Consider the following 20,369-nt stretch of genomic DNA (forward strand, 5'->3'; position numbering starts at 1 on the left):
CACGCAAGGTCTTGGGCTGGAAGACACCAGCTGAAGTCTACCTAGGTAAAAAGTTGCACTTGATTTGACAATTCGTCATCATGGCTTGCTCTCCCGAATCTTGGCAGCGCTAATGTCCAACTTTGGGCGGAGCCAAGATGCGGCTTTGGCCGGCGGTGAATCCCTGGCAAGGTGCTAAGCTGAAGGGGTTAAAGGGGGGAGTAACATGTGGGAAAGAGTTGTTGGGGTACTGTTTCTCCTGCTAGGGGTTTGGCAGATGGTCGTTAGCAAGCGCTACGGGCATCACGTTACCAAGCATGGCGATGCGGCAACCTCGCCGTTTTCGCTGCTGGCACTGGCGGATAGCTTCTATATTGGAATAATGTTTGTCGGCCTCGGGATCGCAACGTTCTTTATGCAGTTCTGAGATTTCGGCAGGGATAAAGGAGCGATGATCATGTGGGAAAACATTGCCGGAGTCGTCTTGATTCTACTGGGGGTTGGTCAGGTCTACCTAAGTTACCGGTTCAGACACACCCTGATGCGGCGCACTGATGAGAACGCTGCGTTCTTTTCACCGTTCGCGTTAGGTTACAACTTCTTTATTGGGCTGGTTTTCGCCGGCATGGGGATCGCCCTACTGGCCGGGGTGTTCTGATTGGCCACCGAAAAAATGCGCTTTGCATCATTAGAATGCAGAGCGCATTGTTGTGTGCAGGGGCGGTAACTGGTTATTGCAGTAAATTAGTCAACTACCGCCACATCAATTCGGCGACTTGTCGCTCGCGTGAAATTGACACAGTGGCCAAACATAAGCATCCGCCAGTTAACCGTCTCACAAACCGAGAAGAGCCGCAATCCACTTTTTGGCAGGGACGACTCTTTATGCAAGCCATTGGCCTAAAAATTCAAGACAGACCGATATTGTAATCGAGACGTGCAAGCTCTCACTTAAAGATTGATAATAAACGCATTGTGTCCAATCGGGAGACTCCAAATTATACATATACCAAAGGCGAAAATTCTCTTAACAAGATGGAATCGTACAACCATACTCACAATGACAAGTAACCAGATGTACGGCTAGGTTAAAGCGTTTCGCGATACTACTCGCGCTACCGCAAACGAAGCTGTAACCTTTAGTTACTTTTTAGGGACAGTAAGGATTGGCTCGTCTCTTGCGTTAGGAGCTGGCGGAATATTGAGCGTGATTGCCGCTGGCGTACATCAGTATGCGATACTTTTCGAAAAGGCGGGAACAGCTGCATACAGTTACAACAAGAAACACACTAAGCAGTAGATTCACGTCGATATTAACATCTGGAGCGGACCTACTATCTTGAAACCGGCAAGTAACGAATTCAGTTGGGGGCACACATGATGATGCATTCATTGATAATGCTTGTTGCGCTAATCCTAATTAGCCGATGGCTTCGAACTGATGATCCGCTGTTCAACTTAGGGGAGCGCCTCTGAATTGGAGAGACTATCTGAGAACAAGCCTATTCCACGCCTATCTTTTCATCATGGTTTATGACTTTATTGCCGGTTTCGGGCCAATGGACACACACCGTATAACTTGGTTCGTTATGTTTGTTCCCGTATATCTAGCCGAACGGATTTGGAGTCTAACCAAATTCAAACGTCCAGAATGATCAACTGTTACTAAACGTCTTAACCATGCATGCGTTGGGACGTTTTTGAGTGGCATGAACTTTGCATGAAGCGGCCAAAACCTCAAAGTTGTACAGAACATGGTACAACAAATGCATGGAAGGGGTGGATGTCATTGGACGCAGTTTCCTACAGCAGCTTCCGTAAGAATCTTAAGTCGTATATGCAGAAGGTGAACCAGGATTCTGAATCATTGTTGGTGACAGTTAAGGATCCGGAAGACACCGTCGTTGTCATGAGCAAGAGTGACTACGACGCAATGCAAGAGACCATGTATTTGTTGAGCAACCCTGACCTGATGGCGCGCATTCGCCGGGGCGATAAGCAAGTTCAGGCTGGCAAGGCCACTGTGCATGATTTGCTGGAGGATGTGGACGACGATTAAGTCTTGGACAGATGATGCCTGGGATGACTACATGTACTGGCATGCTAAGAATGACAAATCTGCCATCAAGAAAATTAACCAGCTAATTAAGTCAATCGATTCAACACCATACGAGGGGCTGGGTAAGCCAGAGGCACTGCGATTTGAGCTTCAGGGCCAATGGTCGCGGCGGATTTCGCAGGCGGAGAGGCAAACAGTTCTGGCCTAAAATGTTAGCTCCTGCATCACGCATTATTGGTATACGTGGTGCTTTTTGATTCCCAGAGCCTATTGCCCCGAGGCCTCGCGAATGCTGTCGGCGCGGCTTTGGTGGAACCATTTTGAGACCAGCTTGCGGTTGAACAGCAAAGTCGGCAGCAGGAGCAGCAGGGCCAAGAGCCCGCAGGACGGGAAGCCCCAGAGCCCGCCGGCCACATCCATGACTGCGCCGACGTACAGCGAGCCGATCGGCGTGGAGCCTTGGTTGAGCAGGACGTAGACGGACATGATGCGCCCGCGCAGCTCACCCGGAATGTTGAACTGAAACGACGCGTTGGACTGGTTGAGAAACACCATGTTGCAAAAGCCGACCAGCACCATGACAATCATCGCCAGCCAGTACACGCGCACAAACAGCATGGCCGCCTGCAGGGTCGCGGTGCCGATGCCGACCCACAGGTAGATGTTGCGCTGCAGTCCAAAGCGCGACAGGTAGCTCATCAAAAAGGCCGCAATCAGCGAGCCGACGCCGGTGGCCGACAGCAGGTTGGCGTACAGCTGTGCGCCGCCGTGGAACACGGTTTTGGCCAGGATCGGAATGATGACGTTGTTGTTGAAGTTCAGCGTGCAGACAATCAGCATCAGCTCGGCGGACAGGCGCACGGCCGCGTGGGTCCAGACGTACTGGAGGCCTTCCTTGAGGTCGGTCCAGACACGCTCGTGGGAGTGCGAGGCGACGACGTGGTCCTGTTTGATCAAAAACAGCCCAAGCAGCACCGCCAGGTAGGAGATCGCATCAACGAGGAAACAGAAGCCGACGGAGAACTGCGCCATCAGCACCCCTGCCAGCGCGGGCCCGGCGATTTTGGCCAAATTAAAAATGGTCGAATTCAGCGAGATGCCGTTCATCAGGTTCTTCTGGCCGACCAGCTCGACGACGAAGCTCTGGCGCGTCGGCGTGTCAAAAGCCTGAAAGCAGCCGTACAGCAGGGCAATCAGGAGAATTTGCCAGTACCGCACCAGGCCGGTGTACACCAAAATCGTCATGACGACTCCCAGCAGCAGGAAGGCCGCCTGGGTGATCATGAGAATGGTCCGTTTGGGGAAGCGGTCGATCAGGGTGCCCGCCACCAGTGTCAGGCCCATGATGGGGATGAACTGAAATGCCGCCAGCAGCCCGACCTTGAAGGCCGACCTGGTCATTTCGTACACCAGCCAGGTCTGCGCGGTGCGCTGGATCCAGGTGCCCATGGTCGAGACGCACTGCCCCAACCAGAAGTAGCGGAAGTTTTTCTCACTGAGCGAGGAGAACATGGTGCGGATGATATTCATTACGGCAGGCTCTTTTCCAAAAACATTTACTTCTATATGGTTAGCTTCTCAATGAGCCCTGTCAATCCAAAATCCGTCCCGGTCGCCCCCGTGTTTGTCAAGCGTTAGCACTTGAGAAATTAAAGTGCTAAAGAATTTAACACTTTCGGTCCTAAGTGTACTATAATGACCTTGTCGATGAGTTAGACGAAAACATATACGGAGGTAATGAATCATGGCAGTTGACCCAGAAAAGACTCTTGTACTTGATGAACCAATGAACGCAGTGTTTGACTGGAGCGATGACGAAACACCTGTCCGCGACGCGATCTGGGATGCGTACATGGAAGCAAATAACCACGACACGATCAAGACCGAGGAGCAGATGAAGCCGGTGCTCGACATGAGCGACGACGACGTGAAGGCTCTGGCCGAGAAGCTCCTGAAGAAGTAACTCAACCACACCATTAAAATCAGGAGGCTGAGACCCAAAGCGGTTTTAGCCCAAAACGCAGGCGTCCCTGCATCACGATTCGTGCCTTTCGAATCGCGGTGCAGGGGCGTTTGCGTGTCTGGGCGTTGCTTTGGGGAACGCGACTAGGGCAATTATCTCTCATTGTTTTAATATGCTATGATTAGCCCAACTAATTTTTCACTGGAGGATCACATGGGGTATCAGGAGATCAACGCAAAAACAGTGGACGGCTGGGTCAAAGCCGGCTGGCAGTGGGGCCAGCCGATCGATCATGCAACTTTCGCAAAGGCGCAGCGCGGGGAGTGGCAGCTCTTGCTCACGCCCACGCGGCCGATGCCGCACGACTGGCTGTTTGCGGACATGCGCGGCAAAAAGGTGCTGGGGCTGGCCGCTGGCGGCGGTCAGCAGATGCCCCTGATGGCGGCGCTGGGGGCGGACGTTACGGTGCTGGACTATGCCAAGGCGCAACTGGCCTCAGAGCGCCAGGTGGCCGAGCGCGAAGACTACGCGATCACCATTGTCCGCGCCGATATGAGCCAGCCGCTGCCGTTTGCGGATGGCGCGTTCGACCTGATCATGCAGCCGGTGGCAAATTGCTACATCGAAGAGGTCCTGCCGCTGTGGCGGGAGTGCTTCCGCATTCTGAAGCCAGGCGGCCGGCTGGTGGTCGGCCTGGACAACGGGATCAACTACCTCGTTGACGAGCAAGAGGAGAAAATCATTCAGGGGCTGCCGTACAACCCGCTCAAGGACGCCAAGCTGATGGCCAGCCTTGACGTGGCGGAAGATGGCATCCAATTCTCCCACACGCTGGACGAGCAGCTGCGCGGCCAGCTGCAGGCCGGGTTCCAGTTCCGGGACATGTACGAGGACTACAACGGGAGCGGCCGGCTGGACCTTCTGCGCATTCCGACGTTTTGGGCGACCTGTGCCGAGAAACCGGCGGTGCACTAGTGCTGGCGGTGTATTTGCGGGCACTGGTGATCGCCTTGGCGCTGGTGTCGTCGATCGGCATGCAGAACATTTTTGCCTTCAATAACGCGCTCAGCAATCCGCTGCGCAAGGCGCTGATTGTGCTGGGCTTCATCTGGCTGTTCGACACCATCCTGTCGACGGTGGCCTTTCTGGGCTTCGGGTCGCTGCTGGCGGCTAACCCCGCGCTGCGTATCGGTATCATGGCCGTGGGCGGGCCGGTGGTCGTCTGGATGGGCTACGGCATTCTGCGCGGGGCGAATGGCAACGCGTTCGGCAACAGCCACCAGGAGCAGTCGCTGTGGCAGTGGTTCACCGGTGCGTTTATCGTGTCCTTTGGCAATCCGCAGGCGCTGATCGACACCGGGGTGACGCTGGGCGCGCTGCGGGCCCCCTTGACGTTCGACCAGGCGCTCGTGTTTTTGGCCGGGATCCTCAGCGCGTCTGTCATCTGGTTTACGAGCGTCACCATCGGCCTGAACCTGCTGAAAGACCGGCTGCCGCGGCGCCTCATCATGTGGATCAACATCGTTTCTGGCATCATCGTGATGGGCTACGGGGTCAACCTCTTGATCCAGGCCCTGCGCGCGCTGCTGGCGATTTGGCATTAAAGGAGGAGTTGTGATGATCAGACCGATTGAAAAAGACCAGCTGTTTCTGCAGCAAAAGGCGGCCTTGGCCACTCCGGCGGACCGCCAGGTGATCCAGGACCTTCAGGATACGTTGGCTGCTAACGCCACGCGCTGCGTTGGCATGGCGGCGAACATGATCGGGGTGTTGAAGCGGATCATCATTGTCCAAATGGGCCCGTTGCCGGTCGTGATGGTCAATCCGCAAATCACGAAGGCAAGCGGGCAGTACCAAACCACTGAAGGCTGCCTGAGCCTGGACGGGGAGCGGCCAGCCAAGCGGTATGACCACATCACCGTGCGCTATCAGGACGCGCAGTTTCGCCCGCACACGCAGCAGTTTACAGGTTTCGTCGCCCAGATCATTCAGCACGAGTTGGCCCACTGCGACGGCGTGCTGATTTAAGCGCAGGACCGGCAAACGGGTGCCGCCGATTGGCTCGTCGGTGTTCGCATTCATCCAGAAGCATGACACAAATAGTTAATTTTTAATTAGTGTATTATAAAAAAGCGTTGACAAAATTGCCATACGGATCTAATTTAACGATTAAAGGGAACAATTACAGCTGCTAATTTAGTGAATACTGAACCTTTCTGCTTTAATCGAATCCGGAGGCAATGTTATGAAGCGCATTAATCGTCCACGGCACCGTTGGTCGAAGCTGGTCGCGCTGCTCATTGGGGTCATTCTTCTCGGGGTACTCATTTTTGGGTTGTTCACTTATCGCACGAATTATTACGCAGAAGAACCGGGCATCCCCGTTCCAGCGAAGGCTTACGTGACGGTCAGCGGCGAGCGGGATCGCCAGCCAGGGACTTTTTTACTGATGACGGTACACACGCGGGGCCCGCTAACCTTGGCGCAGGCACTGCAAGCGAAAATGCAGCCCTACACCGAGCTTTTCCAGCAGAAAAAGGCTGAGTGGCGCGCGGAACAAATGGGCAATTGGATCGACGCCCAGATGGCGACCGCAAGCGCGGAGCAGGCCGCGTTTAAGCTGGCCAAAAAGCCCGTATCGGCCCAGTACATGGGGCTTTGGGTCCGCTCGGTCGCGAAGAATTCGCCATTCCATGGCTTGCTGCAGGCGGGGGACACGATCACTCAAGTGGATGGTAAACATTACGCCACTGCCAAGGCGTATCTCCAGGCAATGCGGGCGCATCAGGACGGTGCGGGCATGACCTTAAGTGGGGTGCAGGTGGCGGAGCCGAACCCCATCACGGTCAATATTAAGGTTAGTCGCTCAGGGGCCGCCCATGATTTTGGCCTTGGTTATGGGGACCATGTCACAGCCGCCACCAGCCCCAATGTCGCCATCGACACCGGGAATATCGGTGGACCTAGCATCGGGCTGATTTGCGCGCTTCAGGTCTACGAGGAGATTACTGGCAAACAGCTACGCCATGGCCAGCAGATTGCTGGTACTGGCACCATCGATGCCGAGGGTAAGGTGGGTGCAATCGGCGCGGTTGACAAGAAGGTGGCGGCCGCAGTGAAGAAGGGGGCGAAGGTCTTCCTTGTGCCTGATGCGCCAGCTACGAAGGCGTTGCTGAAGGCGGACCCCGGCTACATCAACAACGCCACCCTCGCCAAGCGCACCGCCAAAGCCCTCAAGACGAAGATGAAGATCGTCCCCGTTAAGTCTTTGCGGGAGGCAGTCGACTACCTGCAAACGCATCAGGTAAATTGACATTCCCGCCGTTTCGCAGCCGGCGTTGATTAGGCAGTTAATGACCGCGTTCATTCGCGCACATTGACCGCCTATTTTGTTTGGATGACGGCGCTAGTTCCTAGTTGACAAGGGCGGGATTCAACGGTTTAATAACCTTATCAGTGCATATTTCTCAAAAAGATCGGCCGATCGCTTCGGGAATACGCTTACCGCATCAACTTATTGCAAAAATGCAAACGCGGTAATCGTTTCTTGACTCACTCACCAGGCATGACGGTGAGCAGCGACCGGTCTTTTATTATGCACTCACGGCGGTTCGGCACAGAGGAAGACAGGGGTCGTCCTCACCGCAAGTCGCCCGGACAAGGGGTTAAGGAGGAAACAAGATGAGTGGGAGACAAAGCCGCGGGTGGCACAGGGACCACTGGGTCAAGCGCATCGCGAACCGGGGAAGCCTGCTTCTGGGGTTAGTGGGGTGCTTGTTGCTGCTGGCAAGCTGCGGGGTCAAGCACCAGCTGACTGGGGCCAGCACGCTGGCGGGCAAGGCGGGTAATGCGCAGTACAGCTTTCACTTTACTAAGGATGGCCAGTATATCGGGTTGATTGAGGACCGCGGCAACCGGTTCACGCAGCTGGTTGAGGGCAGCTACAAGGTGAGCGATGACAACGTGGATCTCCGGGCCAAGCGGCAAGTGGCTGTCACCTTCAACAACGCCAAGGAGTTCGACCAGGATGTGCCCACTGCGGTGACGCAGGGTAAGGCCGGGGCGGGCGGAATCCCCCGGTCAAGTTATTACATGCACGTCAGGTCCGGCAAGGTTCAATTCGGGCCGGTCACGCTCAAGCCCAGCAGCCGCAAGCTGCCGGGCGCGGCCAGCTACTACGCCGAGCAGAAGGACCGGTACGACGCGGGTTACGGGAAGCTTTACGGGATGCCGTTTGTCGTTGAGGACACCGGCAACAAGGAGGTTTTTCTCGGCTTTAAGGACGGGCACTTCAATGCGCAGTACAGCTCGGAGCAAAACGCCGGTGAGATGGCCTTCGCCAGCGGCACCACGGCCTTTGATCCGGCCAAGAAGACGCTAACGCTCACTTATGAGGAGAAGACGCCTTTGTATCAAGACGTGATCGACGAGACGGCGACCGACCAGAAAGTGGAATACGAGACAACCGCTGATACCCCGTTTGCCGGTACCAAGATGGTCTTAAAAACCAAGCTGGCTGGCCTTGGCCAACTGACTGGGGCGATGGGGAAGTTTGCCGCCGCGCCGGACAGCAATTTTACCTTCAAGCAGATCATGGCGCTCGATCCCGGTCGGATCAAGGCCTACTCCTCGGTGCGCCGGGATCCAGAAGACGATACGCCGTACAATGCGGACAATGACAACCTGTCTGACGACGAGAAAATCGAACGGTTCAAGGACATTGCCTGGCAAGATTATTCGGATAAGAACTTCGGCGAGAACACGGTGGTCCTGCAAAGCAGCGGGCGGCAGTTCCATTTCCAGTATGACTTCACGTCGGACCAGGGGCGCATTGTTTACAAGATGTACGAAGAGGGTGAGGACCCCGACGACGCGGCCGTCGGCAACGATTACGGGTACGACGTGGATACGGGGGACATCTATGCCTACACCATGGAAAGCAGCGATGGGGATGGCAACAACCATTACTCGACCGATCAGATCGACAGCATGCACTGCACCATGCCGACAAGTCATTAAACCAGCGGCAGGCGAGGGCTGTGGCTATGCCAGTCAGCAAGGTGAAGGGTGGCCGTCAGCTGGGCAGCGGCAGGGATGATCAGTGCATTCAGCAGTGGAGGGGAAAAGTAATGAAACCAAACGAAGAATGGGTCAAGCGGTTCGCGGCGGCGAACGGGCGCATGCCCACCAAAGAAGAGTATGAAGCCGCCAAGCAGACCGGGTTTTCTGAGCCTGAGCAAACGGCGCCAGACCAGGATCCGGATCGGGATAAGGCCGGCGCCGCGGCGGCCCCGGCGGCGTCCGCAGCGCAGGCGGCGTCAACGCCGCAACCGGCCAAGCAGCTTAATGGGCACGGCGGGGCCAAGCATGCGGCGAAACCACGTGCGGCTAAGCGCGCGGCGAAGCAAAAGCGGCCATTTTACCGGCACAAATGGGTCTGGGCGGTGGCGGCCGCCGTGGTGGTGCTTGCGACGGCCGGGGCGTTTGCCCTCAGCCGGCAGCGCGGCGCGGCCGATCAGCCTAAGGGCAACGAGCCCCGGGCCAGCCGGACCGCCAAGCAGCGCCTGCCGCTGAAGACCAGCCGCCAAGCGGTCTTGTGGATGGCCCAGCAGAAACCGCAGGCCGGTAACCAGAAGCTGACCTGGCGGGTGATGGGCACCGGCGAGGACGCCAGTTTTACCGTCACAGGCACGGGTGGCCGCTATTTTTGGCTGCGGGGACGGCGGGGCAATCAGCCGGCCAAGCAGGGTGAAGATGACTATGACGGCCTTGATTACCTGGTTGAGGCCCAGTCCGGCAAGCTGATCCCCGACACCGCCGCCAAGTTCAACGACCTGCTCGGCGCCCGCGTGACGGGCGCGGCCGCGGCAGGCAGCAGCGCGGCCAAGGCCAGCAGTGCCACCAGCCAAAGTGGCCCGGAAACCCAGGCGGCAGGCGGCCCGGCAGACGACGCGTCCCTTTTTTTAAACCTCGGCACGGTGACCGGGGAGTACCACGAGGACGCGGCCACGACCGGCCCCGCCGGCGCGATGACCTCTGAGTTCAGCAACACCGGCAACAGCGCGGACTGGGTCTCCCGCAATGCGGATGGCAGCGTGGCCTATGACGCCAACGTCGAGGCCATCACCGATACCGGCGGCGGGACCTACACCCTGGACTGCGCCGACCAGGTGAAGAACGCGCACTATCAGCTGAAGTTGACCGTGCTGAACGGGGGCGCGGCCTACCTGATTCGCATCAAGGCCCCTGGCATCAATTACAACGGCCGGTTTAATCAAGACGAGGAGTAGAAAAAATGGCAAAAAAGGATCAAACCGAGCCGCTCTCCGATGCGGCGATCAAGGCCGTGATCGAGCAGTACGAGCAGCCAGCCGCACCAGCTGCAGCGAGCGAGGACGAACAAACGGGGGCACCGGCTAACTTGCCGCAAGCCGACCAGGCCAGTGAACCACTGAATGAAGCGGCAGCGCCGACCCCGGCGGCAGAACCGGACGCCCAGCCAGCTGCAGCAGAACCGGCCAGTGCAGTTCCTGAAACAGCAGAACTGGCCAGTGCAGAGCCCGAGCCCACAGAACCGACCATTGCAGTTTCTGAAACAGCAGAATCGGCGACTGCTGAACCCGCAGGACCGGTCACTGCGGAACCAGAGAACGCCGAACCCGCAACTGCCGAACCCGAGCCCGTCGAGCCCACTGCCGCTGAGGCGCATGCACAAGGTGATGCGAGCTCCTTGCAGGCTCAAATCGATGCGCTCAAGGCCCAGCTGGCAGCTCAACAGGCGGCCAGTTTGACCCGTGCGCTGGCCCCCAATCCGCACAACTGGGCCGTGGCGTACCGGTTCTTTAAGGCGGAACCGCTCACACTTTTGGCGCTCACCCTGTTGGCCGTGGCCCTGCCGGCGTGGTGGGCCGCGTGGCTGGTGATCTTTTACCTAGGTGCCTGCTACGTCTATCCGCTGGCCACCAAGCAGTCGCGGTTTTGGTGGGAGGCGCGCCTGGATGATTGGCTAACCGATCCCGCGCTGCGGCGCCGCCAGCGGGAAGCCCGCGCGGCCAAACAAGTGGCTGCTGCGGCCGCTCGCAAAGCCGCTGCGGCCCAGGCGGCAGCTCATCCGGCTGCGGGGCAATCGGGCGCTCAGCCAAGTGCGTCAGTTGCCGCCGAAAACGCGGCGGCGACTGCGGGCCCGGCCCCGGCTTCAGCAGGGGCGGTGAAGGCTGGGTCACCGGCCGCAGCCCAGCCTTGGTTCACGAACAACGCAGAGCTGTGGCTTGGGTTGGCTGCGGCGATTGCCGGCTTTTTCATGCAGCAAAGCGGCAGTGCTGCCGGCAGTTTCGGCACTCAGCTGGGGGCGGTCCTGCAGGATGGCACGCTTGCCAGCGACGGCTACGTCTTTATCTGGGGGTACCTGGCGCTGCGGTTGGGCGGCATGGCCGTTGCTGGCGGCCTCGTCAAAGGCTTCATGCACAAGGCTAACAACGGGGCGGTGCTGAAGGCGCTGGCGGTGATTGCCGGCGCCGGGGCCGCGGCGGTGGCCAGCTACGTCTACGCGCACCCCTTCGCGGCGGCATACGGGGCCGCGCGCGCCGCGTATGAAAACGGGGCGAGCCTGGAGGACATCGCCAATCTGGCCAGTGTCGTGCAGTACCTGCCGCTGATCGTGATGGGGGTCTACGGCGTCGGCATCGTGGTGAACGTGGTGGGCCGGCGCCACGCTGCCTAGTGCCGCGGCGCAGCGGTGTGCTTAATGAGGGACCGGACCGGGTGAGGAGGAGTAATGATGAAAATACCAGTTTGGAAAAATGAAGGCGGCAGTGCGGCCGGGAAAAGGCGCCAGGCCACCCCGGTGCCACCCTGGGGTCGCCGCGGGCTGAGGATGGTGGCGGCCCTCGCCGCGGTGTTTACCCTGGCCGCCTGCGGTAAGCCAAGCACCGGCAAGCAAGCCAACCAGCCCAGTGTGAAGCAGTCCGCCAAGCAGTCGTCAAGCAGCAGTCAGCCGGCCGCGCCGGCCCCCAAGCGTGCGCCCAGTGCGCAGGAGGTGATTGCCATGGTGCTGTTATCACCGGACGCGGGCCAGTACGCGACGCCGGGCAGTCAGTTGATCAAAACCAAGCCCAAACTCGTTGCCACCGCGCAACATGCCGAGGCGATCCCCGGCCTGCCGGAGACGGCCAGCGCCTACTCGCTGAGTAATCCGGTCAATAACCGCTATCCCATTATTGTGATCGATGGGGCGGAGGCCTTCCTTGACGCGGCTGAGAGCGCGACGGACTACGCCACCATTCGCTCGGAAGGCATGGTCGTGAACATCAAGACGCTTTGGCCCAATCAGTTCCAGAATCCGAACGTGAAGAAGCTCGCCCAGCTGATCACCCTGGCGGACAATCCGGCCAGCAGTGAGGCGCCGAAGACCGTCACCGCCGTTTTTCCAACGGCAGATGCGTTTCTGGAATACGTGCAAAATGAAATTAAGGAGAGCGGCAACGGCGACCAAATGACAGATTTCAGCGTGAAAGAAAGCCAGACCGTGACCGCTGTTCCTGAGGACGCCGGGGATGACACGGACGCTCGTCAGGTGACGATGCGCTACATTGTGTACTTCAACAATCAGCCGGCGATGCACAGAGAAGCACAGGCAGTTGATGACGACGGCAATTACTATTGGCAGATTGCGGAGAGTCATTTCCGCAAAGACGATGACACCAGTCAGGCCATCCAGGCGATGATGACCGACTAAGGGACACCCGGTTGTCGAAATTAAAAGCGTGTGCCTGCGATCAACTAGTGGTCCGGACACACGCTTTTTGACGTTGTTGGGGTGAACCAAGTGCTCACACGAGCTGCCACAGCGCCAGCGCCCCGAAGAACAGCGGGGGGATGGCCAGGGCGGGCAGGAGGTTGATGGTCTTGATCTTGGCCACGCCCAGGATGTTGAGGCCCGATGCCAGGATCAAGACGCCGCCGACGATGGAAATCTCGGTCAGCAGGGCCGGCGAAATGGCGCCGCGCAGCAGCAGGGCGATCAGGTAGATGCTGCCCTGCCAGCAAAACAGCACCGGGGCGGCCAGCGCAATGCCGAAGCCAAACGTCGAGGCCAGCACCATCGAGGTGATGAGATCCAGTGTGCCGTTGGTGAACAGGAAGGTGTAGTCCTGCTTGAGCGCGGCCTCCATCGGGCCGACGATGGACAAGGTGCCAATGCAAAACAGGAGGATCCCGGTGGCCAAGCCCTCACCAAGGTTCGACCCGCTGCTCCCGGCGCGGCTCAGCAGACGGTTGAAGCGGCCGTCCAGGTCCAGGGCGTTGCCGATGAGCACCCCGATGGCCATACTGGCGATGAACAGGACCGGGTAGCGGGTGTGCGGCATTTTTTGCAGCGAGGTGTTGATGCCGAGCATGATCACGGCCAGCCCCATCGCCGTCATCAGGGCGTGGTGCGCGGATTCGGGGATGCCCCGCTTGAAGAGCGCCCCCACCGCGCTGCCGGTCAAGATCATCGTCACGTTGAATAAAGTTCCAATCATGCTGTCGCCTCCAAATGTTAAGTCTGATTATACCCTAATTAGAAGTGAATCATTTTTCTGAAAAATGGCGTGGGCGCTGCCGCCAAAGCTGGTATGATTGGCTCCTAGGAGGTGAGCGCATGACGCAAGCGCAAGTGATCATCAGCGAGGACCTGTCTGGGGTCGGGCAGGTCTCCCTGGGCGTCGCGCTGCCGGTGCTGGCGGCGCTGGGCTTCAACTGTGCCGTGCTGCCCACCGCGGTGCTGTCGACGCACACGGGCGGGCTGGGCACGCCGGCGGTCGCCAATCTAGCGGCCCAGATCGCGCCAACGCTGTCGCACTGGCAGCGCCTGAGACTGTCCCCGCGGGGCCTGCTGCTGGGTTACCTGGGGCAGGCGGCGTTGCCCGTTTGGCAGGCAGCGCTGCCCGCTTGGCGGGAAGTAAAGGTGCGCGTGATCGACCCTGCGATGGCGGACGGCGGCCACCTTTATGCCGGCTTTGACGACCATTACGTGGCGGGAATGCGTAATTTGATTACGCAGGCCACGGTCATCACGCCTAACGCCACGGAGGCGGCCCTGTTGCTAGGCGAACCGGTGGCAGCCGCGCCGGTGACCGCGGCTTCTGCGCAGGCGCTGGCTTCCCGGCTGGCCGCCCGCTTTGGCGTGGCAGTGATCGTGACGGGCATTGCGCTGACTGACGGGACACTGGGCGTCGCCGGGCAAAGTGCCGCGGGACCCGCCTGGCTGAACCGCAGTCGCCGCATGCCTGGCCACTTTTTCGGGACGGGGGACCTGTTTGCGGCCGTGGTCTGCGGGGCGCTGATGCAGGGCACTTCACTGCAAGCCGCCGCGACGCTGGGCGCCAGCATGGTGGCCCGCGCAATTCAGCACACCGATGACGGCCGGCTCGGGCTTAATTTTGCCGCGGGGCTGCCGTGGCTAATGACACGATTAAAGGAGGAATCGCTCCATGACTAACAACCCACACCGCACCCAAAAGCTGATTTTCACGGCCTTGTTTGCCGCAATCATCTACATCGGCATCTGGGTCCTACGCATTCCGCTGCCGGCGATCGTCGGCCGGCCGTTCATTCACTTCGGCAATCCGCTGATGATCCTCGCCATCATCTTGCTGGGCGGCGGCTGGGGCTTTGTTGCCGGGGCCATCGGGCTGGGCGGATTTGACGTCCTCAATGGTTACGCCGCGACGTCCTGGCTGACCGTCAGCGAGGTCGCGGTGATGGCCATCGTCGTCACCCTGCTGATCAAGGCGCTCAAGCTGCGTGATCATCCCGGCCGCATTGTGGTCGTTGGCATCGTGGCCGGCGCCACCAAGGTCGTCACCTCGTACCTGGTTGGCGTGAGCGAGGCGCTGATGGTTGGCACCTCGCTTAATGTCGCGATCGGGGCGGCGTTTGCCAGCCTGCTGGCGGCGGTGATCAACGCCGTGGCGGCGGCGGTCATCGTGCCGCTGCTTTACCTGGCGCTGCGGCCGGTGTTTGACCGAATGCGCGCGCGCAGCTGAAGCGCTTGTGCTAGGATAAGTAAAAAGAGTAGGGAAAAGGGGACTCATCATGGCAGAACAGATTCAGCGTAAGGACGCACCGGTTGAACTGACCTGGAACCTGGGCGATTTATTCGCCACCCAGGCCGATTTTGACCAGGCCATCAAGGCCGCGGCCGCGGCGACCGCCGGCCTGGCGACGGCGGCCAAGGCGTTCACGGCCGACGCCGCGCATTTCTACGACGTCGTTCGGCGCTACTTTGACGCGCAGGCGCGCTTGGACCAACTCGGCCTGTACGCCGAGCTGGCTGTGGCGCAGGACACGACCGACGCGCAGGCGGCCCAGCTGGCCGCGACCTTTAACAAGACGCAAAGTGACTTCGACGCCAAGACGTCCTGGTTTGAGCCGACCATCGTGGCGATGCCGGCGAGCCAAGTCGAGGGCTTCATGACCGCAGAGCCGCGCCTGGCCGCGTTTAAGCACACGTTGGCGCGCATCCGCACGCAGGTCGGCCACGTCCTAACGCCGGACGAGGAAAGCCTGCTGGCCACTTTTGGCACGACCTTCGACAGTGCCGAGGACATCGAGTCCACGCTGGACGATGCCGATCTGACCTATGGCGACATTGATTACGCAGGCACTACCCAGCCGCTGACTAAGGGCCTGCGCCGCGTCATTCAGCAAACTGCCGACCGCAAGACCCGCGAGCAGGCGAGCCGCCAGTTCGCCAAGGCCTACTACGACCACCGCTACACCTTTGCGGCGACCATGCAGGCGCACATGCACACGCAAAACACCCTGGCCCGCGTCCGTCACTACAAGAGTGCCCGCGACATGGACCTGTCGGCCAACCAGATTCCGGAAGCCGTGTACGACACGCTGCTCGACCAGACGCACGCGCACCTCGACCTGCTCCACCGCTATTACGCGCTGCGCAAGCGGGTGCTGGGGCTGGACACGCTCCACACCTGGGACCTGGCGATTCCGCTGACCGGGACCAAGCCGCCGTTTGCGCCAACCTATGCAGAGGCCAAGGCGACCGACCTGGCCGCGCTGGCGCCGCTGGGTGAGGACTACCAGGCCCACCTGAAGGACGAGTTTGCCCACCGCTGGGTCGACGTGCTGGAAACCAAGGGCAAGACCTCGGGCGGCTTTGAAAACGTCGCGTACGGCGTGCACCCGTACATTTTGCTCAACTGGACGGACACCTATGACGCCATGAGCACGCTGGCGCACGAATCCGGCCACGCGATGCAAAGCGTCTACGCTAACGAAAGCCAGCCGTACTGGGACCACGAGTACCCGATCTTCACCGCGGAGATCGCGTCGACCACCAACGAGAGCCTGCTCAATGCGTACATGCTGGACCAGACTAAGGGCGACCACGACAAGCAGGTTTACCTCCTGACGACGGCGGTTGAGGACTTCATCGGTACGGTATACCGCCAGGCCCAGTTCGCCGAGTTCGAGAAGTACATGTACGAAACCGAGGCGGCTGGCACGCCGCTGACCGCGGACGACCTGAGCGCGAAGTTCCACGAGATCGAAATGACCTTCTACGGGCCGGCTGTGGCGGCAAACCCGTGGCCGGAAGCCTACTGGGCGTACATTCCGCACTTCTACTACAATTACTACATGTACCAGTACTCAACTTCTAAGGCGATTGCGACCACGCTGGCCCACCGCATTCTGACGGAAGGCGCGCCGGCCGTGGCAGCGTACAAGGAATTCCTGCGCGCCGGCAACTCCGACACGCCGGTCAACATCCTCAAGCGCGCCGGCATTGACGTCACCAAGCCGGACTACCTGGAGGCAGCGTTTGCGACCTTTAAGAGTCAGCTGGAGGCGCTGGAAGCAGAGCTGGCGAAGTAAATTTGATCAAAATAACGAGCTTCATCTGCGCCGGCAATTACAGCGGGATGAAGCTCGTCTTTCTTATCGCATAGCGTCGCATGGTACTATATCATCGTATAAGCTTCCGAAAAGTGGCAGGGTGCGGGTTATCTACTAGGTGGTCACACCGAGAGCGATTGCTTTATTGGCGTTTAACGCTATCAGATCAGGAGAAAAGCGCGTTTGTGAGATCAAACGTCTACTACACAATAAGGAGTTTAAGATTATGGCAGACAAATCCACTTTAATGCAGAGTTTGGAGGCACTCGAGAAGTACGCTAACGGCGATGCCAGCGAAGTGACCGTTAAACATGTCAAATTTGCGAATCCGCCGAAGTATAGTCCTGAGCAAATTAAGCAAATTCGCAGCAAGATTCCCGCTACGCAGCGCGTACTTGCCCGCGGCCTGGCCGTTTCTCCGCGGACAGTTGAGGCCTGGGAAACTGGTCGGTCGAAACCGAGCGGCAGTTCACGGCGGCTGTTAGAACTTATCGACAAGGATCCGGCAGTTTTTAAGCTGATCATGGCCTAAGTGGACACTGGAGGACAAACGTGATGGAAGACTTACTGGGTTGCCTGCTGGAGCCACTGTTGGAGCTGATCCTGCTGCCACAGTTTGACGCTGGGCATCGCCGGCGCGCCCTGATTCAGCTGATCATTGCGGTGCTGATCGACGGGACGTGCACTGCTTTAGGCGGTTGGGTGGCGTGGCAGATGATTCGCGCCCGCGATTGGGGTTTGCTGCTCGTCGGGCTAATTTTGCTCGTCCTCTTCGGCGGCTTGTTGGTCCAGACGCTGAGGCGGTACGTGAAGATGCAGCTCAAACGTAAACGCAGTTAGGGCAGTCAGAGGTTGACTTGTTAACAAAGCGGATGGCACCAGTGCTGAGTCGATCAGCCCGGTGCCATCCGCTTATATTTACTGCTGGTTAATGGACCGGTACTCGCCTAACGACCGGCCTTTGAGCGCCTGATTGAGACCGGGATAATCAGTCTGACGAAGGGCTGCCGGCAACTTTTCCTGACTGCGGGCTAATGCGCCCAACTCGGCAGGGGTCCAGCGAGCATGGTGGCCGAAAGCCGTGAGCACATGCCGCCGATTATCGACCAGTGCGGCGGCCATGGCTGACGCGCCAATGGCCCTTAGCCCGGCGATCAAGTCATCGGTTTTCTGGTAAGCTGCGTCAGCGCCTTGCGGGACCGCACTGACCAAGGCAGTTAAAAACCTTAACTGAATCAGTTCGACCAAATCCGTCGGCGCAATTCTGGTTAACCGTTTCAAATACGTGTGGCACATCGTGGCATTCGCGTGAAATAGGGCGTAGTAGAGCGCCCCAATGCAAAACGAACTGGCCACGGTTTTGAATTCCTGGCGGCTTTGGTGGTCCTGAAGATGCTGCCAGACATTTTCGTAAAGGTTGTTCGCCAGCGACGGGTCGAAGTGCCCCAGCAGCGGCGAGAGTTCCTGAATTTCACTTAAGGTGAGGGGCGTTTTGCCAGTCACATATTCACTGATCGCGTCAGTCTCAGCGGCCGTCAGCGGCCAGTCTGCCCATTGCGCACGTTTGGTTAATGCGGCTTTGAGCAAGGGTGATTGCGCCGGCGTCGGCACAAATGGCTGCAGCTCGGTTAGCGGTACGGCTAGGCGCGACATGACGGTGAACAGCCGCTCAGCCTGAATGTCGTTGTCACCGGCCTCAAATCGCACTGCCTGGCGCTCGCTGAGCAGGCCCGCGTACAGGGTGTGCTGGGTGAGATGGTGCGTCAACCGCAGCTGGCGAATAAACGGGCCGAGCCTTCCTGCCATTTTTGGCACCTCCTGAAGTTTCCCTCAGTGTAGCAAATATACTGTCTAAGAAAAAGGAGGCGAGCGTGATGTGGCATTTAATTGGCGAGCTGGTCAAGCCCAACCGGAGACCCTTTGTTTTGCAAACGGTGTTCAGTGTGTTTGCGGCCCTGGATGGGATCGCGGGGCCTTATTTTCTGGGGCGGTTCACCGATCAACTGACTGCTCAAGCCTTTTCTGCTAGTTTCATGACGTTGGTGCTGTGGGGTGGCGCGCTGCTCGTGATCCTCGCCGCTAGTGGCGGTGAAAGTTACTTCGCTGGGCGATTTCGACAGGGGGTCAACGTCCAGCTGCGCAATCGCGTGGTGGCGCGCGCCTATGCGCCTGGCCAGCAAACCGTCAAGGCCAGCTCATACACGGCTGAGGCCCTGGCGGATGTGAAGCAGATCGAGCAGGACTTCGTTACCAGTTTGACGGGAATCCTGTACTGTCTGCTCCAAGGCAGTCTGACCCTGATTTTTTTGTTGCAGGTGAACTGGCAGCTGGGCTTGGTTTTTGTCGCGCTGGGTTTTCTGCCCACCATTGTGCCCAAGCTGACTGCTCGCTGGTTAAAAAACGGGACTCAGTTGTGGCAGCAGGCCAACGACCGTTACACGAGCGGCTTGACTGATACCCTTAACGCGCGGCCGTTGTTTCGCCATTATCAGCTGGTGGTGCAGGGGCTGGGCCGGCTTTCCGGAATGCTTAGGCAAAGCGAAGCGGCGAATTTCACGATGAACATGCGGCAGCAGTGGGCCTCGCTGTTCGTCAGCGCGCTGTACGCCATCACGACAACGGGGGCGCTGGCAGTTGGCGTGGTGGCAGTGATGCACGGGCAGCTCACGATTGGCATGCTGCTGACGCTCAATGGGGCCGCCGATCGCGTGGTGTCGCCAATGATCACCATTGTCACCGACTATAATCATCTGGCTTCCAGTGAGCCGCTGGTCCAAAGAATCTTGCGACCGGTTGAGGCGACCGTGCCGAAACTGCATTTTGAGTCGGAAAGACATTCTTTGATTCAGTTTCAAGCGGTCACGGTCGGCTTTGATTCGCCAATCATGCGGCCCATTGATTTGGTGATCACTGCGGGCACCAAGCTCCTGATCCAGGGTCCGTCTGGTGTTGGTAAGTCCACGCTGGTGCAGGTGTTGCTGCACGACCGGCAGCCATTGCGCGGCCAGGTCATCTACAGTTCTCAGCTTGCACCTGAACCCTTAGCGGCCATGACGATCGTGCATCAGCAGCCCTTTATTTTCGCGGACACTCTGGCATATAACCTGACTTTGGGCCGGCCAATCACCCAGGAAAGAATGTTCAGGCTCCTGCGTCAGGTGGGGCTGGCTCAATACGCCACGGTTGAGGGACTACGCATGCAGCTGGGCAGCGATGGTCATCAGCTTTCCGGCGGCGAGGAAAAGCGCCTGGAGCTGGCCCGCGCGTTGGCAGAGCCGAAAACGTTGCTTGTGGTCGACGAGGCGCTGTCCGGTTTGGATGCGACTGCTGCCGCAGAAATCAATCGGTTGATTCTGAACTATCCCGGTGCGGTGATCGATATTGAGCACCATGCCACGCCAACGATGAGGGGGCAGTACAGTCAGGTGCTGGACCTGACGCGGTATGCGATTAGCTAAGCAGCGTCCT

Annotated in this window: 22 protein-coding genes; 19 read left to right on the forward strand and 3 right to left on the reverse strand. The window is 58.8% G+C overall.

Features of this window, described 5'->3' with window-relative positions; translation table 11 throughout:
* The first annotated feature begins 205 nt into the window (after positions 1-205).
* The 4 genes from EKM85_RS10350 (at position 206) to EKM85_RS10365 (ending at position 2,246) form a co-directional block, all read left to right on the forward strand.
* The gene (locus EKM85_RS10350) at positions 206-406 is read left to right on the forward strand and encodes a hypothetical protein (RefSeq protein ID WP_125586643.1); all 201 of its coding nucleotides are present in this window, start codon (positions 206-208) and stop codon (positions 404-406) included.
* Positions 407-436: 30 nt separating this feature from the next.
* Positions 437-637: a hypothetical protein gene (locus tag EKM85_RS10355; RefSeq protein WP_125586645.1), complete on the forward strand. Its 201-nt coding sequence runs from the start codon at positions 437-439 to the stop codon at positions 635-637.
* A 1,131-nt stretch (positions 638-1,768) separates the two neighbouring features.
* Complete coding sequence (locus tag EKM85_RS10360; RefSeq protein WP_125586694.1) at positions 1,769-2,038, forward strand: type II toxin-antitoxin system Phd/YefM family antitoxin; 270 nt, start codon at positions 1,769-1,771, stop codon at positions 2,036-2,038.
* A complete protein-coding gene (locus tag EKM85_RS10365; protein ID WP_125586647.1) occupies positions 2,022-2,246 on the forward strand; it encodes a Txe/YoeB family addiction module toxin in 225 nt (74 codons plus the stop codon). The genes EKM85_RS10360 and EKM85_RS10365 overlap by 17 nt, the downstream gene beginning before the upstream one ends.
* A gap of 59 nt (positions 2,247-2,305) precedes the next feature.
* On the opposite strand, the gene EKM85_RS10370 is transcribed toward EKM85_RS10365, so the two are convergent.
* The gene (locus EKM85_RS10370) at positions 2,306-3,568 is read right to left on the reverse strand and encodes an MFS transporter (protein ID WP_125586649.1); all 1,263 of its coding nucleotides are present in this window, start codon (positions 3,566-3,568) and stop codon (positions 2,306-2,308) included.
* A gap of 211 nt (positions 3,569-3,779) precedes the next feature.
* On the opposite strand from EKM85_RS10370, the gene EKM85_RS10375 reads away from it, so the two are divergent.
* The 9 genes from EKM85_RS10375 (at position 3,780) to EKM85_RS10415 (ending at position 12,735) form a co-directional block, all read left to right on the forward strand.
* Entirely contained in the window at positions 3,780-4,001 is a 222-nt protein-coding gene (locus EKM85_RS10375; protein ID WP_125586651.1) for a P8 family protein, read from the forward strand.
* Between the two features lie 213 nt (positions 4,002-4,214).
* The gene (locus tag EKM85_RS10380) at positions 4,215-4,976 is read left to right on the forward strand and encodes a class I SAM-dependent methyltransferase (RefSeq protein WP_125586653.1); all 762 of its coding nucleotides are present in this window, start codon (positions 4,215-4,217) and stop codon (positions 4,974-4,976) included.
* The gene (locus EKM85_RS10385; RefSeq protein WP_125586655.1) at positions 4,976-5,605 is read left to right on the forward strand and encodes a LysE/ArgO family amino acid transporter; all 630 of its coding nucleotides are present in this window, start codon (positions 4,976-4,978) and stop codon (positions 5,603-5,605) included. The genes EKM85_RS10380 and EKM85_RS10385 overlap by 1 nt, the downstream gene beginning before the upstream one ends.
* 13 nt (positions 5,606-5,618) lie before the next feature.
* On the forward strand, positions 5,619-6,029 hold the full coding sequence (locus EKM85_RS10390) for a peptide deformylase (protein ID WP_125586657.1): 411 nt from the start codon (positions 5,619-5,621) through the stop codon (positions 6,027-6,029).
* 217 nt (positions 6,030-6,246) lie between these two features.
* On the forward strand, positions 6,247-7,314 hold the full coding sequence (locus EKM85_RS10395; RefSeq protein ID WP_125586659.1) for a SepM family pheromone-processing serine protease: 1,068 nt from the start codon (positions 6,247-6,249) through the stop codon (positions 7,312-7,314).
* A 368-nt stretch (positions 7,315-7,682) separates the two neighbouring features.
* The gene (locus EKM85_RS10400) at positions 7,683-9,020 is read left to right on the forward strand and encodes a hypothetical protein (protein ID WP_125586661.1); all 1,338 of its coding nucleotides are present in this window, start codon (positions 7,683-7,685) and stop codon (positions 9,018-9,020) included.
* A 110-nt stretch (positions 9,021-9,130) separates the two neighbouring features.
* Positions 9,131-10,291: a hypothetical protein gene (locus EKM85_RS10405; protein ID WP_125586663.1), complete on the forward strand. Its 1,161-nt coding sequence runs from the start codon at positions 9,131-9,133 to the stop codon at positions 10,289-10,291.
* 5 nt (positions 10,292-10,296) lie between these two features.
* Positions 10,297-11,721, forward strand: a complete 1,425-nt coding sequence (locus EKM85_RS10410) for a hypothetical protein (protein WP_125586665.1) — start codon at positions 10,297-10,299, stop codon at positions 11,719-11,721.
* Positions 11,722-11,778: 57 nt separating this feature from the next.
* Positions 11,779-12,735, forward strand: coding sequence for a hypothetical protein (locus EKM85_RS10415; protein ID WP_125586667.1), 957 nt, complete (start codon positions 11,779-11,781; stop codon positions 12,733-12,735).
* A 94-nt stretch (positions 12,736-12,829) separates the two neighbouring features.
* Here EKM85_RS10415 and EKM85_RS10420 read toward each other — a convergent pair whose 3' ends face one another.
* The gene (locus tag EKM85_RS10420; RefSeq protein WP_125586669.1) at positions 12,830-13,522 is read right to left on the reverse strand and encodes a DUF554 domain-containing protein; all 693 of its coding nucleotides are present in this window, start codon (positions 13,520-13,522) and stop codon (positions 12,830-12,832) included.
* Between the two features lie 119 nt (positions 13,523-13,641).
* On the opposite strand from EKM85_RS10420, the gene EKM85_RS10425 reads away from it, so the two are divergent.
* From EKM85_RS10425 to EKM85_RS10445, 5 genes are all read left to right on the forward strand, one after another.
* Complete coding sequence (locus EKM85_RS10425) at positions 13,642-14,481, forward strand: PfkB family carbohydrate kinase (protein ID WP_125586671.1); 840 nt, start codon at positions 13,642-13,644, stop codon at positions 14,479-14,481.
* Entirely contained in the window at positions 14,474-15,028 is a 555-nt protein-coding gene (locus EKM85_RS10430; RefSeq protein WP_125586673.1) for an ECF transporter S component, read from the forward strand. Before EKM85_RS10425 ends, EKM85_RS10430 begins: the two co-directional genes overlap by 8 nt.
* A gap of 49 nt (positions 15,029-15,077) precedes the next feature.
* A complete protein-coding gene (gene pepF / locus EKM85_RS10435; protein ID WP_125586675.1) occupies positions 15,078-16,880 on the forward strand; it encodes an oligoendopeptidase F in 1,803 nt (600 codons plus the stop codon).
* Between the two features lie 247 nt (positions 16,881-17,127).
* Positions 17,128-17,433, forward strand: a complete 306-nt coding sequence (locus tag EKM85_RS10440) for a helix-turn-helix domain-containing protein (RefSeq protein ID WP_125586677.1) — start codon at positions 17,128-17,130, stop codon at positions 17,431-17,433.
* A gap of 20 nt (positions 17,434-17,453) precedes the next feature.
* The gene (locus EKM85_RS10445) at positions 17,454-17,741 is read left to right on the forward strand and encodes a hypothetical protein (protein WP_125586679.1); all 288 of its coding nucleotides are present in this window, start codon (positions 17,454-17,456) and stop codon (positions 17,739-17,741) included.
* Positions 17,742-17,819: 78 nt separating this feature from the next.
* Here EKM85_RS10445 and EKM85_RS10450 read toward each other — a convergent pair whose 3' ends face one another.
* Entirely contained in the window at positions 17,820-18,707 is an 888-nt protein-coding gene (locus tag EKM85_RS10450; protein WP_125586681.1) for a hypothetical protein, read from the reverse strand.
* 68 nt (positions 18,708-18,775) lie between these two features.
* Here EKM85_RS10450 and EKM85_RS10455 point away from each other — a divergent pair, with 68 nt between their 5' ends.
* Positions 18,776-20,359: an ATP-binding cassette domain-containing protein gene (locus EKM85_RS10455; protein WP_125586683.1), complete on the forward strand. Its 1,584-nt coding sequence runs from the start codon at positions 18,776-18,778 to the stop codon at positions 20,357-20,359.
* Positions 20,360-20,369 lie beyond the last annotated feature (10 nt).

It is taken from the genome of Lacticaseibacillus jixianensis, from assembly GCF_003946485.1.
In the GTDB taxonomy this organism is placed as follows: domain Bacteria; phylum Bacillota; class Bacilli; order Lactobacillales; family Lactobacillaceae; genus Lacticaseibacillus; species Lacticaseibacillus jixianensis.

What these genes read in the sequence shown, in the direction of transcription:
- EKM85_RS10400 (WP_125586661.1), top strand. Translation starts at nt 7,683, where the DNA reads ATGAGTGGGAGACAAAGCCGCGGGTGGCACAGGGACCACTGGGTCAAG.
- EKM85_RS10405 (WP_125586663.1), top strand. Translation starts at nt 9,131, where the DNA reads ATGAAACCAAACGAAGAATGGGTCAAGCGGTTCGCGGCGGCGAACGGG.
- EKM85_RS10425 (WP_125586671.1), top strand. Translation starts at nt 13,642, where the DNA reads ATGACGCAAGCGCAAGTGATCATCAGCGAGGACCTGTCTGGGGTCGGG.
- EKM85_RS10440 (WP_125586677.1), top strand. Translation starts at nt 17,128, where the DNA reads ATGGCAGACAAATCCACTTTAATGCAGAGTTTGGAGGCACTCGAGAAG.
- EKM85_RS10390 (WP_125586657.1), top strand. Translation starts at nt 5,619, where the DNA reads ATGATCAGACCGATTGAAAAAGACCAGCTGTTTCTGCAGCAAAAGGCG.
- EKM85_RS10455 (WP_125586683.1), top strand. Translation starts at nt 18,776, where the DNA reads ATGTGGCATTTAATTGGCGAGCTGGTCAAGCCCAACCGGAGACCCTTT.
- EKM85_RS10395 (WP_125586659.1), top strand. Translation starts at nt 6,247, where the DNA reads ATGAAGCGCATTAATCGTCCACGGCACCGTTGGTCGAAGCTGGTCGCG.
- EKM85_RS10430 (WP_125586673.1), top strand. Translation starts at nt 14,474, where the DNA reads ATGACTAACAACCCACACCGCACCCAAAAGCTGATTTTCACGGCCTTG.
- EKM85_RS10355 (WP_125586645.1), top strand. Translation starts at nt 437, where the DNA reads ATGTGGGAAAACATTGCCGGAGTCGTCTTGATTCTACTGGGGGTTGGT.
- EKM85_RS10410 (WP_125586665.1), top strand. Translation starts at nt 10,297, where the DNA reads ATGGCAAAAAAGGATCAAACCGAGCCGCTCTCCGATGCGGCGATCAAG.
- EKM85_RS10420 (WP_125586669.1), bottom strand. Translation starts at nt 13,522, where the DNA reads ATGATTGGAACTTTATTCAACGTGACGATGATCTTGACCGGCAGCGCG.
- EKM85_RS10415 (WP_125586667.1), top strand. Translation starts at nt 11,779, where the DNA reads ATGAAAATACCAGTTTGGAAAAATGAAGGCGGCAGTGCGGCCGGGAAA.
- EKM85_RS10350 (WP_125586643.1), top strand. Translation starts at nt 206, where the DNA reads ATGTGGGAAAGAGTTGTTGGGGTACTGTTTCTCCTGCTAGGGGTTTGG.
- EKM85_RS10450 (WP_125586681.1), bottom strand. Translation starts at nt 18,707, where the DNA reads ATGGCAGGAAGGCTCGGCCCGTTTATTCGCCAGCTGCGGTTGACGCAC.
- EKM85_RS10380 (WP_125586653.1), top strand. Translation starts at nt 4,215, where the DNA reads ATGGGGTATCAGGAGATCAACGCAAAAACAGTGGACGGCTGGGTCAAA.
- EKM85_RS10370 (WP_125586649.1), bottom strand. Translation starts at nt 3,568, where the DNA reads ATGAATATCATCCGCACCATGTTCTCCTCGCTCAGTGAGAAAAACTTC.
- EKM85_RS10365 (WP_125586647.1), top strand. Translation starts at nt 2,022, where the DNA reads ATGTGGACGACGATTAAGTCTTGGACAGATGATGCCTGGGATGACTAC.
- pepF (WP_125586675.1), top strand. Translation starts at nt 15,078, where the DNA reads ATGGCAGAACAGATTCAGCGTAAGGACGCACCGGTTGAACTGACCTGG.